This window comes from Kitasatospora sp. NPDC101157 (assembly GCF_044768255.1).
Classification (GTDB): Bacteria; Actinomycetota; Actinomycetes; order Streptomycetales; family Streptomycetaceae; genus Kitasatospora.
Window position 1 is genome coordinate 54,357 of the sequence record NZ_JBIWPL010000025.1, and the last position, 22,202, is coordinate 76,558.

A 22,202-nucleotide genomic window follows, 5' to 3' on the forward strand; every position below is an offset into this window, starting at 1 on the left:
CCCGGGCCGCTAGTCGTAGCCGGCCTCCAGGTACCACGCACCCCCCTCCACGGTGAGCAGCAGCGCCCGGCCGCCGTCCACCACCATCTGGAACCGCGCCCGGCGGCGGGCGAGCGACTGGTCCCACCAGTACTCGACCGCCGGCCAGGGCCCCGTCCAGCCCGCCACCCGTTCCTCCCGGCCCCGGACCACGACCAGGGCCGGCCGGGCCGACACCCCCGCCCGGCCGTCCACCGTGACCGGCCGCCCGCCCTCGTCCAGCACCCGTACGGGCGCCGGCTCGCGCAGCACCACGGCCGGCCAGAGGTCCGCCGACCGCTCCGCGAGCCGCCCCGGCCAGGGCGCGTCGGCCGGGGCCGCCGCCTCGTACGGCTCGCCCCACGGCACCCTGACCTGCTGCTCCCCCGGGCCGCGCCCGCCGGCCGGCTCGATCCGGCGCAGCCCGGCGTGCCCGAGCACCGCCTGCACCCGGGCCACCGCGCGCTCCACCCGGTCGTCGGCGACGGCCTGGCCCCACAGGGCGAGCTGACGGCCCTGGTCCGGGGAAAGGCCGTCGGGGGCGAGGCGGAGCAGGGTGAAGCCCGCTTGATCGGCCTGGTCTCGCCGGTCGGGGCGGTCGCGCCGGTCACCCTGGTCGCGCCGGTCGGGGCGGTCGCGCCGGTCGGGGCGGTCGCCGGTGAAGGTGCCCATGCCCTGCCAGGCCTGGAGCTGCCAGCGCACCCGCTCGGCCAGTGCCGTCGCGGACAGCCGGCCCTCGTGCCGCCACAGCCGCGACGCCGTCCGACCGTCCGCACAGGCCACCTCGACGGCCACCCGGCGGCAGGTCAGCCCGGCCCCGGCCAGCCGCTGGTGCAGCTGCTCGGCCAGCGTGCGGGCGACGAACACCAGCGGCTCGGTCAGCGGCTCCGGCGGGTCGAAGCGCTGCTCGACGGCGAGGTCCGGCTCCTCGTCGCGCGGTACCAGCGGGCGCGGCTGCAGGCCCCGGGCCAACCGGTGGGCGACCGTCCCGGACGGGCCGAAGCGGTCCGCGACGGCCTCCGACGGCAGTGCGGCGAAGGCCCCGACGGTGGGCAGGCCGAGCCGCCCGAGCAGTTCCGCCAGCGCCTCGTCGCCCAGCGCGCCCACCGGGTACGGGGCGAGGAACTCCGCCGTACGGCCGGCGGGGACCAGCACCCCGGCGCGGGCGGCGAGGACGGCGGCGAACAGGCCGTCGGCCACACCGATCTGGGCGTGGGGAACGGTTCGGGGTGGTGTCGGTACGGAGTCGGGTGCGGGGTGGGATTCGGGTGCGGGTGCGGAGTCGGGTGCGGGTGCGGGTTCGGCTTCGGGGTGGTTCGCGGGTTCGTCCGCGGGATCGGTCCCGGGCACCGTCACCGCGCCGGGGACGGCGTCCGGGACGGGCGGCCGTTCGAGGGCCTCCGTCACCGCCGCGCCGACCAGGGCCGCCAGCGCTTCCTCGCCGCCGAAGTAGCGGCCCGGGCCCTTCACCGGAATGGCGCACAGGCCCGCGCGGACCACCTCCACCCGGGGCGTGAACGCCTCCACCGCCGCGACCACCGGCTCGAAGCGGCGGGCCTCGGCCTCCGGGTCGCGGTCGCGCAGCTCCAGCTCGGGACAGAGCCGCTGGGCCAGCTTGAGCCGCTGCCCCTGCCGCACCCCGGCCGCCCGGGCGCCCGCCGAGCAGGCGAGGATCCGCCCGCCCTCGGTCACCGCCACCGGGTCGTCGCCGGTGACGGCCACCACCGGCCAGTCCGGGCACCAGACCACCAGCACCCGGGGGGTTCTTTCACTGCCGGGCATCGTCGACATGTCACACCACCGCCGCCACGAGCGGTTCCGCCGGCTCCGCCACGGGCTGGGGCTGCTCCCGGACCGGGCGCACCGCGCCGTGCTCGTCCGGCAGCCAGAGCCGGGCCGTCCGACCGCGCACCGCCGACCCGCGCCCCTCGGCCACCACCTCCACCTGCCGCCCGGCGAGCTGCCCGTGGCCGTCCCCCAGCCCGAACCATCGCCCGGACCGCACCCCCAGCCGCAGCACCGCGCCCGGCCACGGCCCGGCCACCAGCAGCACGCAGCCGCTGCGCCGCAGCACGGCGGCCAGCCGGGTGGCCAGCTTCGGGGGCACCGGCCCGTCCGGGCGCAGCATGATCAGTTCGACCGCCCCGGCCAGCACCGACACCACCTCGGGCCAGTGCGGGCCCGGGTCGTCCGCGACCAGCAGGCGGCGCAGGTCCAGCCCGTACCCCTCGGCGGCGGCGAGTCCCAGGTCCGGCAGCCCGACCGCCGCCGCCCAGCCGCCCTCGGTCTCCCGCACCCCGGCGGCCAGGGCCAGCAGCAGTCCGGCGTCCCCGCCCGCCACCGACACCGCCGTCCCCCGCCGCAGTCCGCCGTCCGGCAGCACCTCCCGCAGCGCGGGTGCCACCGGTACCAGCCCGCGCCCCGGCGCCGTCTGCCCGCTCTCGGGCACGGCGGCCGTCAGCGGCCCGGCAGCCGTCAGCGCCACCGGCCGCAGCGCGGGGCGTTCGGGCTGCTCGGCGGCAGATTCGAAAACAGATTCGAAAACGGGCACAGCCCCAGGATCGAACATCCGTTCGCAAAGATTCAAGTCCGCCACATCACCCCGACCCGTCACGCTCCGTGTCGGATGCGGCGGACCCGAGCAGCGGGTCGCCACTTTCGGCGTCGGCGCCCAGGCACGGTTCGCCTCGGCGGCCGACCGGACGGCCTTCGCCGAGGAGCGCGCCCGGACCGCGGCCACCCCGGTCAGCCGCCACCACGACGAGTCCGCCTCCGGGGGCGCAGCCATCGGGTGGCCGTCGGACTGCACCAGGTCCCGCGCCACCCCACCCCGGCACCGAACCGGGAGCCGGCACCGAACCAGGAGCCGGGGCACGAGGTCTACCGCAACGGGCTGCAGAAGCGGGTCTTCGACGTCGTCCGCCGACCGGGCGCTTCCCGCCGACGCCGGACGCCGCCGGATGCCGCCGGGCCCACGCGTGGATGGGACCCGTCCTTCGACGACTGACCATCAGGTGAGAAACCGGTGGACAGGTTCCCCGTGGTCAACAGACTGACTCCATGACGCTCAACGATGACAAGAACGACCTGCGGATCTACGTCCAGGATGCCCGCGACGCCCTGATGTGGAAGCTGGACGGCCTCTCCGAGTACGACCTCCGGCGACCACTCACTCCCACCGGAACCAACCTGCTGGGGTTGGTCAAGCACGTCACCGGAGCCGAAGCGCTCTACCTCGGCGAGACCTTCGGACGCCCCTTCCCCCTCCCCGAAGCGACCCCGCTGTGGATCGTCGGCACCGCCGAACCGAACGCGGACCTGTGGGCCCGGGCGGACGAGGGCACCGAGGAGATCTTCGACCGCTACCGCCGGGTCTGGGCCCACTCGGACGCCACCATCGCGGAGCTCCCGCTGGACGCGATCGGCCAACTCCCCTTCGGCAACCGCCCGAAGCAGACCCTGCACCGGATCCTCGTCCACGTCATCGCCGAGACCCACCGGCACGTCGGCCACGCCGACCTGGTCCGCGAGCTCATCGACGGCGCCACCGGCCAGCGCTCCGACGGCCCCAACACGGCCCCCGGCGACGCCGACTGGTGGCAGGCCCACCACGACCGCGTGGAGCAGGCCGCCCGCCAGGCCGCCGGACTCGCCTGAGCCCCCGGACACCCTACGGAGATTCTTCGAGCATGGAACCGAGCATGGAACCGAGCATGGAGCCGAGCATGGAGCAAGGAGCCAGAACGGCCGTCCGGTGCGGGGACTGCGGGGGCGCCGCCGTTCGGAGTTTCGGCCAGTTCCTGGACCGCGACCGCGGGCGGGAGTTGTGCTGGGACGCCGAGCTGCACTGCCCGTCCTGCGACCTGTACATGTGCGAGCACTCGGGCCCCGGACCGATGCCCGAGGACCTCCGCACGGCGCTCCTGACAGCCCACGGGCCGGCCCGGCTGCGACTCTCCGGGCCCCTCGGCGATCCGGTGGCGGCGCTGCGGGCGCTGCGGGAGGGAGCCGGGACTTCGCTCGGCCGGACGCGCGAACTGCTCGCCGAACTACGGGAGTTCGGATTGGCCGGGACGACCGTCGAGATGGCACGGTGGCGGGTTCGGCTGGGCGAGCGGGGTGTCACGACGGAGGTCCAGGACGGCTTCGGGCGGGCCTACCGCTACGTGGGGCCGCCGGAGCTGCGGGAGTTGGCGACGGGCGGCGGACGGGTCGGCCAACCCGTCCGGACGGAGAGCGGGTTCGCCGCCTGGGTGGGCGCCCGCCCGGCGGCGGAGCTCGCGGAGCCGTTCACCTTCGTGGTCGACCTGGGCGGGGCCCTACGACTCGCTCCGCGCCGCAGTGAGCACGTGGCCTGCGCGAACGGGGAGTTGGTGCTGAGCGCCGGCGAGATCGGGTTCCAGCGGTCGGACGGAGGCGGAGCCGGCGGCGCGGGCTGGGAGGTCGGGACGGTCAGCAACCTCTCCACCGGCTACTGCCCGGACGTCGTCTCCTGGCCCGCCGTGGCCGCTGCCCTCGACCGGATCGGACTGCCCCGTCCGGGCGGCTTCACCCAGGCCGTGGTGTTCCGCCGCTGCCCGGACTGCGGGCAGTGCGGCATCGTCCGGGAGGCGCACTACGTCTGCGTGTTCTGCGACGCGGACCTGCCGGAGCGGTGGAACGTGGACGACGGGTGCTGCTTGCCGTAGCGGCGGTTTGCCAGTGGGACGGTTTGCCAGTGGGACGGTTTGCCGGTGGGGCGGTCGGCAGGGGACGACCGAACCCGCCGTGGCAGTGTCGGGTCGGCCCGCTAGGGTCGGGTGGGTCAGGGGGGCGGAACGGGGAGGGGTGGGGCACGTGGAGTGTGTGCGGGTGTCCGAGATACCGGGCGGGGTGGTGCACGAGGGGAGCCGGGAGTTCCTGGTGCGGGAGGGGCTGCCCGCGGCCGGGGCGTTCCTGGACTTCGGGGCGCTCGACGGCGAGCCGCTGAGGACCGTCCCGACCACCGGGGCGGACCGGCTGTTCGTCCTCGGGGAGACGGACTACTGCACCCCCTACGCCGCCTTCGGTGACCTGGTGCTGCTGGACGGGACCACCGGCGAGGTGTACCTGGGCAACGGCGGCCCCCGGCGGGACCGGCTGGCCTCCGACCTGGCCGCGCTGGCCGCACTGGTGCGGGAGATCGAGGCGGTGGGCGAGGCGGCCCGCCGGCCGGAGGCGCTGAACGGGCGGCGCGGGCCCACCGTGGTGGCCGAGGTGACGGCCGGGGCCGAGCGGCGGCTGCGGGAGATCGACCCCCGGCTGTTCGACGGCGAGACCCCGCCCGCGCACTGGGGGACGGCTCTGATGGTGCGGGCACTGGGCTGGGGTGCGCTGCCCGGCGGGCCGGACGGGCCCGCGTACGAGGTCGGCCCGGAGCTGGTGGCCGAGCTCGCGGCGCTCACCGACGAGAACGGCGGCGCGGGCCTGGTGCACCGGTTCCGGCCGGAGGGACTGCCCGCCGCCCTGGTGCACGAGCCGACCCGGCAGCTGCTCACCGAGATCGGGCTGCCGCTCGGCGGGGCGATGTTCGGGGCGTGCGCGGAGCCGCTGGTCACCATGGCGCAGGCGTACCCCGAGTACTTCGACGGCGAGGAGGAGCGCCCGTACCAGCGGGACTTCCTCGCTCTCGGGGACTGGCCGACCGACCTCACGATCGCCCTGGACGGTGCCACCGGCCGGCTCGAACTGCCGGACTGGTACGACGACGGCCAGCCCGAGGCCTACCTCAACCGCGATCTGTCCGCCCTCCTCTACGCGCTGTGGACGTACGAACGGCTGCGCGCCGAGTGGGAGCGCTGGGAGCACGGCCGGAGCCGGGACACCTGGGCGGTGTTCGATCCGCAGTCGCTGCTGAGCACCGTGGTGGACCGGCTGGTCGAGGGCGTCGACCCGGAGGCCTTCGCCTCGCCCGGCCGCTCCTGGCGACTGCTCGCCGAGGACGGGCACCTGGGCGGACTGCTCGGGTGAGCCGCTGAGCTCCTGAGGTGGCGAGCCGCTGAGCTGGCGTGCCCCTGAGCTGCCGAGCTGGCTTGCCGCTGAGCCGCTGAGCTGCCGAGCTGCGGGATGCGGCCCGACCGGGGGCTGGCGCCGGTACGCTGCCCCGGTGACGAACATCCGTACGGCGGCGACCGGGCGAAGACGGACGGTGCTCCTCGGCATCAGCGCCGCGCTGTCCCTCGTCTCGGCGGGCGCGCTGTACGCCCTGCTGTACGTACGGTCGTTGGACTACGGTGACCGCTGCGAGCGCGGCCTGGTCTCGGGCGGTGGCCGACTGCTGGAGACGGGCGCGTCCTGGCTTCCGCCGGACGCCTGGTGCCGGTTCGAGCACCGGAGCCTGTCCACCACGCCGTTCTGGGCGCTGCTGCTGTTCTACGTGCTGCTGACCGGGGTGGTCTGGGCGGTCACCTCGCTGGTGCGCGCCCTTCGTCCGCGCCCGACCCCGGGACTGGACTGGCAACCGGGGCACGGCGCCGGTCCGGGCCGGTAGCCGCCGCGCGGCGCGTCCTGGACCTGGCCGAGCTGGCCGAGGAGCCATGGGTGGGCGCCGAACCGCCCGGACCCTGCCGGAGTCTCGTGCACGACGCCTGCGATCCGGCCGGGTTCCGCCCGGTGGTCGCGGTGGACGGCGCGGACTACCTGACCGCGCAGGGCTTCGTCGCGGCGGGGCTGGGGGTGTCGCTGCTCCCCGAGCTGGGGCTGACCCAGCGGCACCCCGGCGTCACCGTGCACCGGGTGCGCGGCCCGGAACCGGTCCGAGCGCTGCACACCGCGGTGCGGGAGGGGGCCTGGGGGCAGCCGGCGCTCGGGGCGCTGGTGGAGGCGCTGCGCTCGGCGGCCCGGGGCGGAGGCCGCGCTGGGGCCGGGAGCCGGGGCGGGGGCCGGGCTGGAGGCGGGGGCCGGGAGCCGGGGCGGGGGCCGGGCTGGAGGCGGGGGCGGCAGGGGTCGGCGCCGTGACCGGCCCGGCGCTGCGGTGGGCTTGAAGTTGCCGCAACGGCAGCTCCTACGGTCGTGACCAGGGCCGGAAGAACCGGCCCCGGTTCGAGCGAACGTGCACGTCGACGGACGTGGAATCGAGCGCCTGGAAGCGCAGGACCTGAGTGAGGAGACGGCAATGGCCTGGCCGATCGCGGAGGTCGCCCGGATGTCGGGCGTGACCGCCCGGACCCTGCGGCACTACGACGAGATCGGGCTGCTGCCTCCGGCCTGGATCGGCTCCAACGGCCACCGTTACTACGAGGAACGGCAGTTGCTGCAGCTGCAGCAGGTCCTCGTCCTGCGGGCACTGGGCGTGGGGCTGGCCGAGATCGCCCGGATCATCGGCGACCAGGTGGACGAACTGGAGTCCCTGCGGGGCCACCACCGTCGGCTGATCGCCGAGCGCGACCGGCTCGACGCCCTGGCCACCACCGTCTCGCGCACGATCGCCGACCTGGAACGCTCCCGGAAGGACGGCACACCCATGACCAGCATCAACCGACCCGAGAACCTCTTCGAGGGGATCCAGCCCGCCGATGTCGATGCCAGCCTGCGTGACTTCCCCGAGCACGCCGAGGCGACCCGGCACGCGACCGCCGCGATGACCCCGGCCGAGATCGAGGCCGGCCAGCGCGAGCGGACGGCGCGGATGGTCCACCTGGCGGAGCTGATGGCAGCCGGTCACCCGGCCGACGCCGAGCCCACTCAGCGCATGATCGACGAGGAGTACCAGCTGCTCAGCGGGCTCCGGACGGTCCCGGTGACGGAGTACCTCGCCATCGCGCGCTCGTGCACGGAGAACGAGCAGTGGAGCGCGGCGTACGAGGCCATCGCCCCGGGGCTGGCCGCCTACCAGCGCGCAGCCATGGAGGCGTACGCGGCGGCACGGCTCTCCTGAGCCGGGCGGGACGGGGGCGCGGTCGGCGGCCGGTGAGGGCCGGGGCACGGGATCGGGACCCGGGATCGGGACCCGGGGGACTGGCCCCGGGGGTGACTGGCCCGGGGGCACTGGCCTCAGGGGGCCCCGGGCACGGGGCCCGGGGCACCGGCCCGGTGGAAGCCGCCCGCTTTCTGTCCGGTCACCCGGTGGTCAGCCCACCGGGTGACCGGCCCCGCTCCCCCGCCGTCGGCACCGTCCCGGGCCGTCCCGGGCCGTCGCTGCCCCGCCGTCCCCGGCGCACTTGCCGTCACTCGGTCCGCAGCGCGGTGACCGTCCGGGTACGGGCGGCCCAGGTGGCCGGCAGCAGGGCCCCGGCCAGGGCCAGCACCAGGCCGCCGAGTATCAGCGGCCCCACCACCGATGGGGCGAACACGGTGAGGTCCGCGTCCGGCACATCGATCCCGGCGGCGCGGGCCATCGCGGGCATCACCAGGTGATGCACCCCGACCCCGATCGGAACCCCGATCAGTCCGGCCAGCAGTCCGCTGCCGCAGACCGAGGTGAGCACCATGCCGATGGTCTGCCGGGGCGACATCCCGAGTGCCTTGAGCACCCCGAGGTCGTGCACCCGCTCCCGGGTGTCCAGCAGCACCGTGTTGAGCACCCCGAGCCCCGCCACCACGGAGAGCAGCAGAGTGAGCGTGCCGGCCAGCGTGTTCATCGCCAGCACCACGATGTTGATGTGCTCCTCCCCTGGGGCGGCGCTCAGCCCCATCGGCGAGACGGCCGCGTCCAACCCGTCCGCGTAGGCCTTCACGTCGGTGCCCGGGGTCAGGTCGATGTGGAAGGTGATCGCCTCTGCGTGGATCGCACCGCCGAGCGGCTCCAGTGAGGCCCGGTCCGTGAACACCACGTCCTGGGTGGTCAGGACCTCGCCGACGATCTTCACCGGAGTGTCGCGCCCGTGGTCGGTGAGGGTGACGGTGTCACCGACCTTCTTCTGGTCGGCCCGCAGGAAGGCCGCGCTGACCGCCACCTCGCCGGGGCCGTGGAACCAGCGGCCCGAGGCCAGTTGGAAGCCGCTCCAGGAGGCATCGCCCCCGAATGCCACCAGCTCGGAGCGTCCGGTGCTCCCGGCCACGGTGGCCGACACCGGCACACTGCTGTACCAGGCCTTGGTGCCGGGGCGGGACTCGATCGCCTTCGCCACGGCCGCCTCGTCCACGTGGTCGACGGGTTTGGCGCCGTCGAACGGGGCCTGGACCACGACCTTGCCCGCGCGGTCGGCCGTCAGCCCGTCCTGGAGGGAACTCAGGGAGAGCGTCAGACCGACGCACAGGGTGACCCCGACCGTACCGAGCACCACCGCGGCGGCGGTGGTGGCCGATCGGCCCGGTCGGTGCAGCGGGGACGCCAGCCCGAGGCTGAGTGCGCGCGGCACCGGCAGTCGGCTGATCAGGTTCTGCGCCCGGGACAGCGGGCCCATCACTCCGGCCCGGCCGGCCGCTGCCCCGGCCGCCACCCGCTTGGCGCCGGGCGCCGTCCGGCCGACCGCGAGCGCCTCCACCGTCCGCAGCCGTCCGGCCCGCAGTGCCGGCACCAGTGCCGTGCCGACCACGGCACCCAGGGCCGCCACCGCGACCACCACGTCCACCCAGACCGGGATGCCGAGCAGACCGCCGCGCAGCGCCTTGTGGGCCATCCCGAGCACGGGCACGGACAGCAGGTTGCCCCCGAACACGCCCAGCGCGGTACCGATCCCGGCGGGGATCAGCGCCTGGCCGACGTAGGCTCGCGCCACCTGGGCCGGCGTGAAGCCCAGGGACTTGAGGATGCCGATCCGCCGGGTGGCGGCGCTCACCGCGCCGCTGACCACGACGCCGATGATCAACACCGACATGGCCAGGCCGAGCACCCCGAAGGCGGTGACGAACGGGACGAAGGTCGAGGCCGTGCGGTTGGCCTCCTCCTGGGCGGGCCGGTAGGTGGTCGCCCTGGTGATCGCGCCGTTCGGTACCGCGGCGGCGATCGCCGCGTGGTCGGCCTCCATCTCGGCGTCGCTGCCGGCACGGGCGAAACGGTAGAGGTACTGGGCGGCAGGCGTCGTGCCCGGCGCGGTCAGCCCGACCACCTGCTCGGGGGCGACCCAGCCGTCCGCGCTCCAGGAGACCGAGGCGGCCAGACCGACCACCTTGAGCGTCGGATGCCCGGGCAGGTCGGGAAACTCCATGCTGTCGCCGACGGCCAGCGGGGAGTGCCCGTCCAGGAACACCACCTCGCCGGGGCCCGCGATCCAGCGGCCCATGGTGATCCGCAGGTCGTCCATCGGGCCGTTCTGGGCGCGGCCGACCAGCGTCATCGGCGGCAGCGGGCTGCCGGCCGGCGGGATCTCGGTGTCCGGGCCGGAGCGAGGCTGGACGGTCACGGCCGGGAGAGGGCCGGTCGAGGCCGTCACACCGGGCGCGTGCGCGGCCGCAGCGAGCTGGGCGGGGCTCGCCCTGGTCCCGTCGTACACCACGTTGAGGTGCGCGCCGTGCTGGTCGGCGAAGGAGCGCTCGTACGGACCCCGGGCGGCGACCAGCAGTCCGAGGGCGAGGATGCAGGCCGTCACCGACATCATCGTGGTGAGCACCATGACCAGGGTCTGGACCCGTTTGCGGCCGACGCCGGCCCGAACCACCTTGCTCATCGCGCTCATGCGCCCACCCCGCTCCGGCCCCCCGGCGCCGACACGGCCGCCGTGTCCCGGACCAGGCGGCCGTCGAGAAGTTCGATCGTCCGGTCGGCACAGGCGTCGGCGAGCGCGTTGTCATGGGTGACCAGCAGGATCGTCTGGCCCTCCGCGTTGAGCCCGCGGAGCAGGTCGCGGACGTCGGCGGCGGAGGCGGTGTCCAGCGCCCCGGTCGGCTCGTCGGCCAGCAGCAGCGGCGGGCGGTTCATCAGCGCCCGGGCCACCGCCACGCGCTGGCGTTCGCCGCCGGAGAGCCGGCCCGGGAAGGCCTTGGCGTGCCGGGCCACCCCGAGCCGTTCCAGCAGTTCCCCGGCCCTGGCCCTGGCCTGCTCCCGCCGCATCCCGGCCAGTTGGGCCGGGAGCAGCACGTTGTCCTCCACGTTCAGGTCGTCCAGCAGGTTGAAGAACTGGAACACCATGCCGATCCTGGTCCGCCGGTACTCGGCCAGTGCGGCCTCGCCGAGTTCGTGGACGGCCACGCCGTCCACCTCGACGCCGCCCTCGCTGGGGCGGTCGAGACCGGCGATCAGATTCAGCAGGGTGGATTTGCCGCTGCCCGAGCGGCCGAGCACGGCCAGCGCCTCGCCGGCCCGCACCTCCAGGTCGAGCCCGGCCAGGGCGGGGCGGGCGCTGTCGGATCGGTCGTACGTCTTGCTGACGCCGCGGATCCTGATGATCGGCGCGTTCACGGGCCCTCCATCGTTCGGGGTCCGGTACCGGGGGACCCGGACCGGCTGACGGGGCATCACGCTACGAATCCGCGGCGGGGTGCGGACAGCCGTCTGAGCGGTGTCCCGGGGGTGTATCCAGATACACCTCGAACTGGGTGTTCAGGCCTAGAGCATCGGGCCTCCGGGCGGGGCAGACTGACCCAGCGAAAGATCGGAACCGAGGCCCGCGGGGCTCCGGTGCCAAGGCTTCGGGCCCCCGGCGGGGCTCACGACGGAGGGGGCGCGACATGAGGGCCGGACTGATCGGCGAGGTGGCCCGGCGGGTGGGCCGGGCCTGTGTGGACGGCGTGCGCGCCTGGTACGTGGCGACGCTGGCCGTGACGGGGCTGATCTCGCTGCTGGCCGGGCCGATCCTGCTGGTCTCCGCCCTGTTCGGCCCCGACGAGTCCCGGCCGTTCTCCTCGCCCGGCGGGCCGCTGATCCTGCTCGTGGCGATGGCTCCGGTCGCCCTGTGGGCGCTCTGCTGGGCCACCGGGGGCGGCGGCCGGGCGGTCGGGGCCGTGCTGTTCGCCCCGGGCGCGCTCGCGGTGACGGCGGCCCACCTGTACGGCGGCGCCGCTCCCGGAAGCCGGTCCGTCTCGCTCTGGCTGGCGCCCTCGCTGCTGGTGCTCGGGCTGTTCGGCGCACGCTGGATCGCGACCGAGAGCCGGCGCGTCGTCGACCGGTGGAGCGGGCGGCCGGTCCCGGTGCCGTACCGCCGCCCGAGCGGCGACCCCGGCGCCTGGCAGCGGTTGCGGTCCGGCGGCTGGCTGACCGACCCGGCGACCTGGCGGGACCTCGCCTGGGCGCTCCTCACCGGCCTCGCCGTGCTGCTCACCGCCGCGGTCGTGCTGCTGACCCCGATCGCCCTGGAGATCTTCGGCCGGAACGGACTGCTCTTCCCGCTGATCCTCGCCTACGGCGCGGGTGTCTGGGCGGCCCCGTTCGCCCTCCTGTGGGCCGCTCCGCCCGTCCTGCGGATCCACGAGAAGGCCGCCCGGTCCCTGCTCGGGCCCTCCCGGCGAGCCGAACTCACCCGCCAGGTCAGCCACCTGGCGCGCACCAGGGCGGACACCATCGACGCCGGGGCGGCCGAGCTGCGCCGGATCGAGCGGGACCTCCACGACGGAGCGCAGGCCCGGTTGGTGGCACTGGGCATGCTGCTGACCGTCGCCGAGCAGGTGAAGCACGATCCGGACGCCCTCGGGCCGCTGCTGGCGGAAGCCCGGACGTCCTCGGTGAAGGCGCTGGGCGAACTGCGGGACCTGGTCCGGGGCATCCACCCACCGGTGCTGGCCGACCGCGGCCTGGCCGACGCGATCGAGGCGACCGCACTGGACCTGCCGCTGCCGGTCACCTTCACCGGTGGCCTGCCCGGCCGGGCCCCGGCACCGGTGGAGTCAGCCGCCTACTTCGCGGTGAGCGAGCTGCTGGCCAACGTGGTGAAACACGCCGAGGCCTCGCACGTGTGGATCGAGATAGGGCACAGTGACGGGCTGCTGCGGATATCGGTCACCGACGACGGGCGCGGAGGCGCCGAACCGTCCCGGGGAACCGGCCTCAGCGGTACCGAACGCCGATTGGCCGCCTTCGACGGGGTGCTCGCGATCAGCAGTCCGTCCGGTGGTCCGACCATCGTGAACCTGGAGATCCCGTGCGCGTTGTCATCGCCGAAGACCTCTTCCTCCTCCGGGACGGGCTGACCCGGCTGTTGGAGGCCAACGGCATGAAGGTCACCGCGGCGGTCGAGGACGGCGAGCAGTTGCTCGCCGCCGTGGCTGCCGACCGGCCCGACATCGCCGTGGTCGACGTGCGGCTGCCGCCAACCTTCACGGACGAGGGGCTGCGGGCGGCGCTGGCGGCCCGGAAGGCCCACCCGGGCCTGCCGGTGCTGGTGCTCTCGCAGTTCGTGGAGCAGCTGTACGCCCGCGAGCTGCTGGCCGGCAGTTCCGGCGGAATCGGCTACCTGCTCAAGGACCGCGTGCTGGACGGCGCACAGTTCCTCGACGCCGTCCGGCGGGTCGCCCAGGGCGGTACCGCGATGGATCCGGAGGTGATCACCCGGCTGCTCACCCACAACTCCTCGGCCGGTCCGGTCTCCACGCTCTCCCCTCGGGAACGGCAGGTGCTGGGGCTGATGGCCGAGGGCCGCTCGAACGCGGCGATCGCCCAGCAGTTGGTGATCACCGAGCGGGCGGTCGCCAAGCACACCGCATCGATCTTCGTCCGGCTCGACCTCCAGCCCTCCGATGACGACAACCGACGCGTCCTGGCCGTCCTGGCCTACCTCAACAACTCCTGAAGGTCCCGAACAACTCCTGAACTCTGGACCAGGCTCGACGCCCCTGGAAAGGAGCCGCCGATCACCCGCCATCGACACATTGACAATCCACGGACAAGTGAGTGATGGCCCTCCGCGGTAGGGGGCTCGCCCGCCGCCGAACGGGTCATTTAGGCTGGTGGGGTGCTCATCCTTGTTCGCCGCCGTCACGTGGACCTGCTCCGCGTGACCAGCATGTCCTGTCGACGCTCCGGCTGAACCTCGCGCCACCCACCCTCACGGCGGCCCTGAGCGGCCGCCACCACCTCCCGGCTATCGGAGCACCCGCCGCACCAGGCGCGGCTCCGGCCACCCCTGGTCGACCACCGGGACCAGCCGGGACGAGACCAGCGGATGTCACACATGACGCAGCAGTACACGCCCATATCCGGAACCGGCTCCACGGAGGCGCACCCCGAGGCCCTCCCGGTGATCGACCTCTCGCTCGCCGACGGCACCCCGGAGGACCGCCGCCGCCTGCACGACGAGCTCCGCGCCGCGGCCACCGGCGTCGGCTTCTTCCAGCTCGTCGGCCACGGCGTCACCCCGGAGGAGACGGCCGCGCTCACCGGAGCCATGCGCGCCTTCTTCGCCCTCCCCGAGGCCGACCGGCTCGCCGTGAGCAACCTCAACTCCCCGCACTACCGCGGCTACACCCGTACCGGCGACGAGCGCACCGGCGGCAGCCAGGACTGGCGCGACCAGCTGGACATCGGCGCCGAGCTGCCCCCGCACGCTCCCGGCACCGGCGAGCCCCCGTACTGGTGGCTGGAGGGCCCCAACCAGTGGCCGACCGCGCTCCCCGAGCTGCGCACCGCCGCGCTCGGCTGGATCGACCACCTCGGCGCGGTCGCCCGCCGTCTGCTGCACGAGCTCCTCGCCGCGATCGGCGCACGCCCCGACTTCTACGACGACGCCTTCGCGGGCCACCCCCACCTGCGCCTCAAGCTGGTCCGCTACCCCGGCACCGCCCCGGACGGCGCGGGTCAGGGCGTCGGTGCCCACAAGGACTACGGCTTCATCACCCTGCTCCTCCAGGACACCGTCGGCGGCCTCCAGGTCGAGCGCCCGGACGGCACCTTCCTGGACGTGCCCCCGCTCGACGGCGCCTTCGTGGTCAACCTCGGCGAGTTGCTGGAGGTGGCCACGGACGGCTACCTCAAGGCCACCAGCCATCGGGTGGTCAGCCCGGCCGGAGCCCGTGAACGCTTCTCCGTCCCGTTCTTCTACAACCCGCGCCTCGACGCCCACATCGAGCCGCTCGACTTCCCCCTCGCCCACCACGCCCCCGGCGCCACCGAGGACCCGGCCAACCCGCTCTTCGCGGACTTCGGCTTCAACGAGTGGAAGGGCTACACCCGAGCCCACCCGGAAGTAACCCGCCGCCACCACGCCGCCCTCGCCTGATCACGTCCCGCCCTCTCACCTCCCACCGAACCCGACGGCCGGCCACTGACGGCCGGCCACCGGTAGCTCCGGCAACTGAACCGGCACGCCCCCGCACACCGGGGCGCGTGCCGGTTCGCGCGTTCCGGCACCCCCGCGCTCCAGCGGCCCAGCGGCCCAGCGGCGGCCAAGCACCCCACGCCACCGGAGTCGCCACCACCACCGATGGACCTGATCGCACCGCACTGTCACACTGCTGCTGTCACAGCAGGAATGTGCCAGCGCGGGAGGCAGCAAATGGGGGAGCACGGCGCCGGGGTGGGCGAGGTGCGGCTGACGGTGGACGAGTTGGCAGCGCGAGCCGGGGTGACGGTGCGGACAGTGCGCTTCTACGGCACCAAGGGCCTGCTGCCGCCGCCCGAGCTGGGCCCACGACGGGTGGGCCTGTACGGCGCGGCGCACCTGGACCGGCTCGGGCTGATCGAGGAGTTGCAGCGGCAGGGGCTGACGCTGGCCGCGATCGAGCGGTACCTGGCGCGACTGCCGGAGGACAGCACACCGCTGGGCCTGGCGATCCACCGGGCGCTGGTGGCGTCCTGGACGCCGGAGGCGCCCGAGGAGGTGGGCCGGGCCCAGCTGGAGCGGCGGGCCGGTCGGGGGCTCTCGGAGGAGCAGGTGGAACGCCTGGTCGCGATGGGCGCGCTGGAGCGGACGTCCGACCCCGAGGTGTTCCGGGCGGACCCGGGCCTGCTGCCACTGGGCGTACGGATCCTGGACGTGCCGATCCCGTTGGAGACGCTGCTCGCCGCCCGGGCCGTGGTGCTGGAGCACAGCCGGGCCACGGCCCGGGAGTTGCAGCGGCTGTTCCGGGAGACGGTGTGGAAGCCGTACCGGGAGAGCGAGCCTGATCCGGCGGAGCTGGCCCGGATGAAGGAGCTGACCGACCACATCCAACCCATGGTGGCGCAGGCCCTGGTCACCGCGTTCCAGCGCTCCCTGCGGGAGGAGCTGGGCGGGGAGCTGGGCGAGGAGCTGGGCGAGGAACCGGGTGAGGAGCTGGGTTGAGGAACCGGGTCGAGGAACCGGGTGAGGCCGTGGCCCGCGCGGCCGCGGCCTCACCCTGATCCACCCGGGGCCCCGGGTCAGTCGGTGAAGGTCCGCCCCTCCGCCGCGATCCGCTCCAGCAGCGCCGGCGGCGCGAACCGCTCGCCGTACGCGGCGGCGAGTTCGCGGGCGCGCGCCGCGAAGCCGGCCGGGCCGCCCGGGTAGCCGTTGATGTACTGGAGGACGCCGCCCGTCCAGGCCGGGAAGCCGATGCCCAGGATGGAGCCCACGTTGGCGTCGGCGACCGAGGTCAGCACGCCCTCCTCCAGGCAACGCACCGAGTCGAGCGCCTCACTGAACAGCATCCGCTCCTTGAGGTCCTCGAACGGCACCTCGGCACCGGCACCCGCACCGGCACCCGCACCCGCACCCGCACCCGCACCCGCACCGCCCGTGTCGCCGTCCCGGGAGAAGTGCTCCAGCAGCCCCGGCCAGAGCCGGCCGCGCTTGCCGTCCTCGCCGTACTCGTAGAAGCCCGCGCCGCCGCTGCGCCCGGGGCGGCCGAACTCGTCGACCATCCGGTCCACCACGGCGTCCGCCGGGTGCGGCGTCCAGGTGCCGCCGGCGGCCTCGACCGCGAGCCGGTACTCGTCGCGGATCTTGCGGGGCAGGGTGAGGGTGAGCTCGTCCATCAGCGAGAGCACCTTGGCGGGGTAGCCCGCCTGGGCGGCGGCCTGCTCGATCGAGGAGGGGTGGATGCCCTCGCCGATCATGGCGACGCCCTCGTTGAGGAACTGACCGATCACCCGCGAGGTGAAGAAGCCGCGCGAGTCGTTGACCACGATCGGCGTCCTGTCGATCTGCCGGACCAGGTCGAAGGCGCGGGCGAGCGCCTCGTCGCCGGTCTGCGGGCCGCGGATGATCTCCACCAGGCGCATCTTGTCGACCGGCGAGAAGAAGTGCAGGCCGATGAAGTCGCCGGTGCGCTCGACGCCTTCGGCGAGCACGCCGATCGGCAGGGTGGAGGTGTTGGAGCAGAGCAGCGCGTCGGGGGCGACCACGCCCTCGATCTCCTTGAACACCTTGTGCTTGAGCTCGGTGTTCTCGAAGACGGCCTCGATCACCGCGTCGCAGCCCGCCAGGTCGGCGGCCTCGGAGGTGGGGGTGATCCGGGCGAGCAGGGTGTCGCGCTGGGCGTCGGTGGAGCGGCCGCGCGCGATGGCCTTGTTCAACAGCCCCTCGGAGTAGGCCTTTCCGCGCTCGGCGGCCTCGACGCTGACGTCCTTGAGCACGACCTCGATGCCGGCCTTGGCGCAGGCGTAGGCGATCCCGGCGCCCATCATCCCGGCACCGAGCACCGCGACCTTGCGGACCAGCCGCTTCTCGACGTCCTTGGGGCGCCCGGCACCGGAGTTGACCGCCTGCATGTCGAAAAACAGCGCCTGGATCATGTTCTTGCTGGTCTGCCCGCAGGCCAGCTCGGTGAAGTAGCGGGCCTCGATCACCATGGCGGTGTCGACGTCGACCTGGGCGCCCTCCACAGCGGCGGCGAGCACGTTGCGCGGTGCCGGGTAGGGCGCGCCGTTCAGCTGCTTGCGCAGGTTCGCCGGGAAGGCGGGCAGGTTGGCGGCGAACGCGGGGGTGGCGGGGGTGCCGCCGGGGATCTTGTACCCCTTGACGTCCCAGGGCTGGACGGCGGTCGGGTTGGCCTCGATCCAGGCCTTCGCCCGGGCGGCCAACTCCTCCTGGCTGTCGACCAGTTCGTGCACCAGCCCGTGCTCCAGCGCCTGGGCGGGGCGGTACTGGCGGCCCTGCAGCAGGAACTTCAGCAGGGCGTCGGTGATGCCGAACAGCCGGACCGTGCGGACCACGCCGCCGCCGCCCGGCAGCAGGCCGAGGGTGACCTCGGGCAGGCCGATCCGGCTGGCGGGGGTGTCCAGCGCGATCCGGTGGTGGCAGGCGAGGGCGATCTCCAGGCCGCCGCCGAGCGCGCTGCCGTTGACGGCGGCGACGACCGGCTTGCCGAGGGTCTCCAGCTTGCGCAGCGAGCGCTTGATCCGCATGGACTTCTCGAAGACGGCCTCGGCGTCCTCGGGGCGGGCGGCGGAGAGCATCCGCAGGTCTCCTCCGGCGAAGAAGGTCTTCTTGCCGGAGGTGATCACGACCCCGCGCAGCGCGTCGGAGGAGGCGAGGCCGGCCAGTCGCTCGACCACGGCCTCGAAGTCGGCCGTGAAGGCCTCGTTCATGGTGTTGACGGACTGGGTGGGGTCGTCGAGGACGAGGGTGACCACGCCGTCCTGGTCCTGCTCCCAGCGGATGGTGGTGGTGTCGCTCATGAGTTCAAGGTCTCCAGGTCTACCGGGGAGGAGGGAGTCAGACGCGCTCGACGATGGTGGCGACGCCCATGCCGCCGCCCACGCACAGGGTGATCAGGCCGTAGCGCAGGTCGCGCCGCTCCAGTTCGTCGACGACGGTGCCGAGCAGCATCGCGCCGGTGGCGCCCAGCGGGTGGCCGAGGGCGATCGCGCCGCCGTTGACGTTCACCTGGTCGTGCCGGAAGCCGAGTTCGCGGATGAAGCGGAGGGCGACCGCCGCGAAGGCCTCGTTGATCTCGACCAGGTCGATGTCGGCGGCGGTGAGACCGGCCTTGGCGAGCGCCTTGCGGGTGGCCGGCGCGGGGCCGGTGAGCATGATGGTCGGCTCGGAGCCGGACACGGCGGCGGAGACGATCCGGGCGCGCGGGCGCAGCCCGTAGCGCTCGCCGACCTCGCGGTTGCCGATCGCGACGAGCGCGGCGCCGTCCACGATGCCGGAGGAGTTGCCCGCGTGGTGGACGTGGTCGATGGCCTCCACCCAGTGGTACTTCTGCAGGGCGACGGCGTCGAAGCCGCCGGCCTCGCCGATCGCGGCGAAGGAGGGCTTGAGGCCGGCCAGGGTCTCGACGGTGGTGCCGGGGCGGATGAACTCGTCGCGCTCCAGCACGACCAGGCCGTTGCGGTCACGCACCGGGACCACCGAGCGGTCGAACAGGCCGTCCGCCTGGGCCTTGGCGGCGCGGGCCTGGGACTCGGCGGCGAAGGCGTCCACGTCGGTGCGGGAGAGGCCCTCGATGGTGGCGATGAGGTCGGCGCCGATGCCCTGCGGGACGAAGTTGGTCTCGTACGAGGTCATCGGGTCGGCGAACCAGGCGCCGCCGTCGGAGGCCATCTTGACCCGGGACATCGACTCCACGCCGCCGGCCAGGATCAGGTCCTCCCAGCCCGAACGGACCTTGGCGGCGGCCAGGTTGACGGCTTCCAGGCCGGAGGCGCAGAAGCGGTTCTCCTGGACGCCGGCCACGGTGTCGGGCAGGCCGGCCGCGATGGCGGCGATCCGGGCGATGTCGGAGCCCTGGTCGCCGATCGGCGAGACCACGCCGAGCACGATGTCGTCGATCGCGGCCGGGTCCAGCTCGGGGTAGCGGCGGCGCATTTCGTTGATCAGGCCGACGACCAGGTCGATCGGCTTGGTGCCGTGCAGCGAGCCGTTGGCCTTGCCGCGGCCGCGCGGGGTGCGGATCGCGTCGTAGACGTACGCTTCGGTGGTCACGATGGGATGCCTTTCGGGGCAGGGGTTCCTGAGGGTCCTGGGGTGCCGGAGCGGGCCGGGTGACGGAGCGGGGCGGGATGTCGAGGCGGGGCGGGATGCCGGAGCGGGGTGGGGTGCGCGGGACGGGCGGGCGCTCAGCCGAGGACGGAGCGGCCGACGATCTCCTTCATGATCTCGGTGGTGCCGCCGTAGATCGTCTGGATGCGGCCGTCGGTGAACGCCCGGGCGACCGGGAACTCGCTCATGTACCCGTAGCCGCCGTGGAGTTGGAGGCAGCGGTCGGCCGTTCGCTTCTGCAGTTCGGTGGACCACCACTTGGCCATCGAGGCGTCCGCCGGGGTGAGTGCGTAGCGGCTGTGCTCGGTGATGCAGCGGTCGACGAAGGTCCGGGTGATCGCGCACTCGGTGGCGAGCTCGGCGATCTCGAAGCGGACGTGCTGGAGCTTGGCCAGCGGACGGCCGAAGGCCTCGCGCTGCTTGACGTAGTCCGTGGTGATCTCCACCAGGTACTCGGCACCGGCGATGGCCGCGGCGGCGATGGTGAGCCGCTCCTGGGCGAGGTTCTGCATCAGGTGGAGGAATCCACCGTTGAGCTCGCCGAGCAGGTTCTCCTTCGGCACCCGGACGTCCTCGAAGAACAACTCGGCGGTGTCCTGGGCCTTCTGGCCGATCTTGTCGAGGTTGCGGCCCCGCTCGAACCCGGGGGTGCCGCGCTCGACGGCCAGCAGGCTCAGCCCGTGCGCGCCGCCCTCGGGGGTGGTGCGGGCGACCACGATCACCAGGTCGGCCAGGATGCCGTTGGAGATGAAGGTCTTGGCGCCGTTGAGCAGGAAGTGGTCGCCCCGGTCGACCGCCTGGGTGCGGATGCCCTGCAGGTCGGAGCCGGCGCCGGGCTCGGTCATCGCGATCGCGGTGATCAGTTCGCCGCTGCAGAAGCCGGGCAGCCAACGGCGCTTCTGCTCCTCGGTGGCGAGCGAGGTGAGGTACGGGCCGATGATGTCGTTGTGCAGTCCGATCGCCAGCCCGGAGGCACCGGCCCGGGCGAACTCCTCGGCCAGCACGGCGGCGTAGCGGAAGTCCGGGGTGCCGCCACCGCCGTACTCCTCGGGCACCGCGATGCCGAGCAGGCCCTGCCGGCCGGCCGCCAGCCAGGCGGAGCGGTCGACGATGCCGGCCTTCTCCCAGCGGTCGTAGTGCGGCATCACCTCCTTGGCGAGGAAGGCCTTCACGGTGGCCCGGAAGTCCTCGTGCTGCTCGGTGAAGATCTCGCGCTGCAACGCTACTCTCCTTGCTCTGCTGCGGAGTTGAATGATTCCTCGCCGGGGGCCGCGGCGTCGAGGGACGGGACGGCCCAGTCCCGGGCCACCTCCGCGGTGTCCGCGCCCGGCCGGGCCGGCGGGAGACGCAGCACGCCCGGGGTGGCGGAGAAGCGCGGGGCGGGGGCGGGCTGGGTCACGCCGTCCGCCTCGACGTACGTCCCGCGCGCCGACAGGTGCTTCTCGGCGGCGGCCTGGCGCATCGTCAGTACGGGTTCGACGCAGGCGTCCGAGCCGGCGAAGACGGCCTCCCACTCGGTCCGGGTCCGGGTGGCGAAGCGGGCGGCGATCAGCGCCCGCAGTTCGGGCCAGCGGGCGAGCTCGTACTGGCCGGGTGCGTCCGGACCGAGCTCCAGCAGCCGGGCGAACTCGGCGTAGAACCGGGGCTCCAGGGCGCCCACCGCCAGGTGTCCGCCGTCGGCCGCCCGGTAGACGGCGTAGAACGGCGCGCCGCCGTCCAGCAGGTTGACGCCCCGACGGTCCTGCCAGTGGCCGGCCGCGAGCAGCCCCCACAGCATGCTGCCGAGGTGTGCCGCGCCGTCCACGATCGCCGCGTCGACCACCTGGCCGGCGCCGGTGGCCCGGGCGTGGTGCAACCCGGCCAGCAGGCCGACGACCAGGTAGAGCGAGCCGCCCGCGTAGTCGCCGAGCAAGTTCGCCGGGATCCCGGGCGGCGCGTCGGCCCCTCCGGGCGAGGCGACCATCCCGAGCACCCCGGCCACCGCCGCGTAGCCGAGGTCGTGCCCGGCGGTGGCCGCCCGGGGGCCGTACTGCCCCCAGCCGGTCATCCGCCCGTACACCAGCGCCGGATTGCGCGCGAGACACGCCTCGGGCCCGACCCCGAGCCGCTCCGCCACCCCCGGCCGGTAGCCCTCGATCAGCAGGTCGGCCCGCTCGACCAGGTCCAGCACCTGCCCGGGCCCCGCGGGCGACTTGAGGTCGACCAGCACCGACCGCTTGTTCCGGTTGCTGAGGTCGTACGCCGGGTCCGTTCCGAGCGGCGACGGCTCCGGCCGGTCCACCCGCACCACGTCCGCCCCGAGATCACCCAACAGCATCGCCGCGAACGGCCCCGGCCCGATCCCCGCGAGCTCCACCACCCGCACACCCGCCAACGGCCCCGGACCACCCGCACGGCCCGCCGGACTGCTCGTGTCACCCACTGGCTGCAGAACCCTTCGGGGTTTGACAGTAAAGCTGTAACACTCGCGAT

At 74.0% G+C, this 22,202-nt stretch carries 19 protein-coding genes; 11 read left to right on the plus strand and 8 right to left on the minus strand.

The window, feature by feature from the left end:
- Positions 1-9: 9 nt before the first annotated feature.
- Both ACIRVF_RS34245 and ACIRVF_RS34250 read right to left on the minus strand, forming a co-directional pair.
- Positions 10-1,809 carry a hypothetical protein gene (locus ACIRVF_RS34245; RefSeq protein WP_402826797.1) on the minus strand — a complete coding sequence of 600 codons (1,800 nt, stop codon included), beginning with the start codon at positions 1,807-1,809 and terminating at the stop codon, positions 10-12.
- A 1-nt stretch (position 1,810) separates the two neighbouring features.
- Entirely contained in the window at positions 1,811-2,569 is a 759-nt protein-coding gene (locus ACIRVF_RS34250; protein ID WP_402826799.1) for a hypothetical protein, read from the minus strand.
- 240 nt (positions 2,570-2,809) lie between these two features.
- Here ACIRVF_RS34250 and ACIRVF_RS34255 point away from each other — a divergent pair, with 240 nt between their 5' ends.
- From ACIRVF_RS34255 to ACIRVF_RS34285, 7 genes are all read left to right on the plus strand, one after another.
- Complete coding sequence (locus ACIRVF_RS34255) at positions 2,810-3,025, plus strand: hypothetical protein (protein ID WP_402826802.1); 216 nt, start codon at positions 2,810-2,812, stop codon at positions 3,023-3,025.
- 53 nt (positions 3,026-3,078) lie between these two features.
- On the plus strand, positions 3,079-3,675 hold the full coding sequence (locus tag ACIRVF_RS34260; protein ID WP_402826805.1) for a DinB family protein: 597 nt from the start codon (positions 3,079-3,081) through the stop codon (positions 3,673-3,675).
- Between the two features lie 44 nt (positions 3,676-3,719).
- Complete coding sequence (locus ACIRVF_RS34265) at positions 3,720-4,706, plus strand: hypothetical protein (RefSeq protein ID WP_402826808.1); 987 nt, start codon at positions 3,720-3,722, stop codon at positions 4,704-4,706.
- Between the two features lie 157 nt (positions 4,707-4,863).
- Positions 4,864-6,006 (plus strand): SUKH-4 family immunity protein, encoded by a 1,143-nt coding sequence (locus tag ACIRVF_RS34270; RefSeq protein ID WP_402826994.1) that lies wholly within the window; start codon positions 4,864-4,866, stop codon positions 6,004-6,006.
- A 136-nt stretch (positions 6,007-6,142) separates the two neighbouring features.
- Positions 6,143-6,526, plus strand: a complete 384-nt coding sequence (locus ACIRVF_RS34275) for a hypothetical protein (RefSeq protein ID WP_402826811.1) — start codon at positions 6,143-6,145, stop codon at positions 6,524-6,526.
- A gap of 50 nt (positions 6,527-6,576) precedes the next feature.
- Positions 6,577-6,993 carry a LysR substrate-binding domain-containing protein gene (locus ACIRVF_RS34280; protein ID WP_402826814.1) on the plus strand — a complete coding sequence of 139 codons (417 nt, stop codon included), beginning with the start codon at positions 6,577-6,579 and terminating at the stop codon, positions 6,991-6,993.
- Between the two features lie 157 nt (positions 6,994-7,150).
- Complete coding sequence (locus ACIRVF_RS34285; RefSeq protein WP_402826817.1) at positions 7,151-7,912, plus strand: MerR family transcriptional regulator; 762 nt, start codon at positions 7,151-7,153, stop codon at positions 7,910-7,912.
- Positions 7,913-8,201: 289 nt separating this feature from the next.
- Here the strand turns inward: ACIRVF_RS34285 and ACIRVF_RS34290 are convergent, their stop codons facing one another.
- Together ACIRVF_RS34290 and ACIRVF_RS34295 are read right to left on the minus strand one after the other, a co-directional pair.
- Complete coding sequence (locus ACIRVF_RS34290; protein WP_402826820.1) at positions 8,202-10,592, minus strand: FtsX-like permease family protein; 2,391 nt, start codon at positions 10,590-10,592, stop codon at positions 8,202-8,204.
- Entirely contained in the window at positions 10,589-11,314 is a 726-nt protein-coding gene (locus ACIRVF_RS34295; RefSeq protein WP_402826823.1) for an ABC transporter ATP-binding protein, read from the minus strand. Before ACIRVF_RS34295 ends, ACIRVF_RS34290 begins: the two co-directional genes overlap by 4 nt.
- A gap of 269 nt (positions 11,315-11,583) precedes the next feature.
- On the opposite strand from ACIRVF_RS34295, the gene ACIRVF_RS34300 reads away from it, so the two are divergent.
- From ACIRVF_RS34300 to ACIRVF_RS34315, 4 genes are all read left to right on the plus strand, one after another.
- Entirely contained in the window at positions 11,584-13,038 is a 1,455-nt protein-coding gene (locus ACIRVF_RS34300; protein WP_402826826.1) for a histidine kinase, read from the plus strand.
- Complete coding sequence (locus ACIRVF_RS34305) at positions 12,990-13,637, plus strand: response regulator (protein ID WP_402826829.1); 648 nt, start codon at positions 12,990-12,992, stop codon at positions 13,635-13,637. Before ACIRVF_RS34300 ends, ACIRVF_RS34305 begins: the two co-directional genes overlap by 49 nt.
- Before the next feature lie 381 nt (positions 13,638-14,018).
- A complete protein-coding gene (locus ACIRVF_RS34310; protein ID WP_402826832.1) occupies positions 14,019-15,062 on the plus strand; it encodes an isopenicillin N synthase family dioxygenase in 1,044 nt (347 codons plus the stop codon).
- A gap of 276 nt (positions 15,063-15,338) precedes the next feature.
- Positions 15,339-16,106 (plus strand): MerR family transcriptional regulator, encoded by a 768-nt coding sequence (locus ACIRVF_RS34315; RefSeq protein ID WP_402826834.1) that lies wholly within the window; start codon positions 15,339-15,341, stop codon positions 16,104-16,106.
- 77 nt (positions 16,107-16,183) lie between these two features.
- Here ACIRVF_RS34315 and ACIRVF_RS34320 read toward each other — a convergent pair whose 3' ends face one another.
- The 4 genes from ACIRVF_RS34320 to ACIRVF_RS34335 all read right to left on the minus strand — a co-directional run bounded on the left by ACIRVF_RS34320 (position 16,184) and on the right by ACIRVF_RS34335 (position 22,095).
- Complete coding sequence (locus ACIRVF_RS34320) at positions 16,184-18,421, minus strand: 3-hydroxyacyl-CoA dehydrogenase NAD-binding domain-containing protein (RefSeq protein ID WP_402826836.1); 2,238 nt, start codon at positions 18,419-18,421, stop codon at positions 16,184-16,186.
- 37 nt (positions 18,422-18,458) lie between these two features.
- Positions 18,459-19,673 (minus strand): acetyl-CoA C-acetyltransferase, encoded by a 1,215-nt coding sequence (locus tag ACIRVF_RS34325; protein ID WP_402826839.1) that lies wholly within the window; start codon positions 19,671-19,673, stop codon positions 18,459-18,461.
- Positions 19,674-19,807: 134 nt separating this feature from the next.
- Entirely contained in the window at positions 19,808-20,950 is a 1,143-nt protein-coding gene (locus tag ACIRVF_RS34330) for an acyl-CoA dehydrogenase family protein (RefSeq protein WP_402826842.1), read from the minus strand.
- A 2-nt stretch (positions 20,951-20,952) separates the two neighbouring features.
- Positions 20,953-22,095 (minus strand): CaiB/BaiF CoA transferase family protein, encoded by a 1,143-nt coding sequence (locus tag ACIRVF_RS34335; protein ID WP_402826997.1) that lies wholly within the window; start codon positions 22,093-22,095, stop codon positions 20,953-20,955.
- Between the last annotated feature and the right edge of the window lie 107 nt (positions 22,096-22,202).

Bases quoted from the DNA above. Each gene is read 5' to 3' on its own strand.
- ACIRVF_RS34300 (WP_402826826.1), top strand. From the start codon at position 11,584: ATGAGGGCCGGACTGATCGGCGAGGTGGCCCGGCGGGTGGGCCGGGCC.
- ACIRVF_RS34245 (WP_402826797.1), bottom strand. From the start codon at position 1,809: ATGTCGACGATGCCCGGCAGTGAAAGAACCCCCCGGGTGCTGGTGGTC.
- ACIRVF_RS34260 (WP_402826805.1), top strand. From the start codon at position 3,079: ATGACGCTCAACGATGACAAGAACGACCTGCGGATCTACGTCCAGGAT.
- ACIRVF_RS34285 (WP_402826817.1), top strand. From the start codon at position 7,151: ATGGCCTGGCCGATCGCGGAGGTCGCCCGGATGTCGGGCGTGACCGCC.
- ACIRVF_RS34265 (WP_402826808.1), top strand. From the start codon at position 3,720: ATGGAACCGAGCATGGAGCCGAGCATGGAGCAAGGAGCCAGAACGGCC.
- ACIRVF_RS34290 (WP_402826820.1), bottom strand. From the start codon at position 10,592: ATGAGCGCGATGAGCAAGGTGGTTCGGGCCGGCGTCGGCCGCAAACGG.
- ACIRVF_RS34320 (WP_402826836.1), bottom strand. From the start codon at position 18,421: ATGAGCGACACCACCACCATCCGCTGGGAGCAGGACCAGGACGGCGTG.
- ACIRVF_RS34315 (WP_402826834.1), top strand. From the start codon at position 15,339: ATGGGGGAGCACGGCGCCGGGGTGGGCGAGGTGCGGCTGACGGTGGAC.
- ACIRVF_RS34310 (WP_402826832.1), top strand. From the start codon at position 14,019: ATGACGCAGCAGTACACGCCCATATCCGGAACCGGCTCCACGGAGGCG.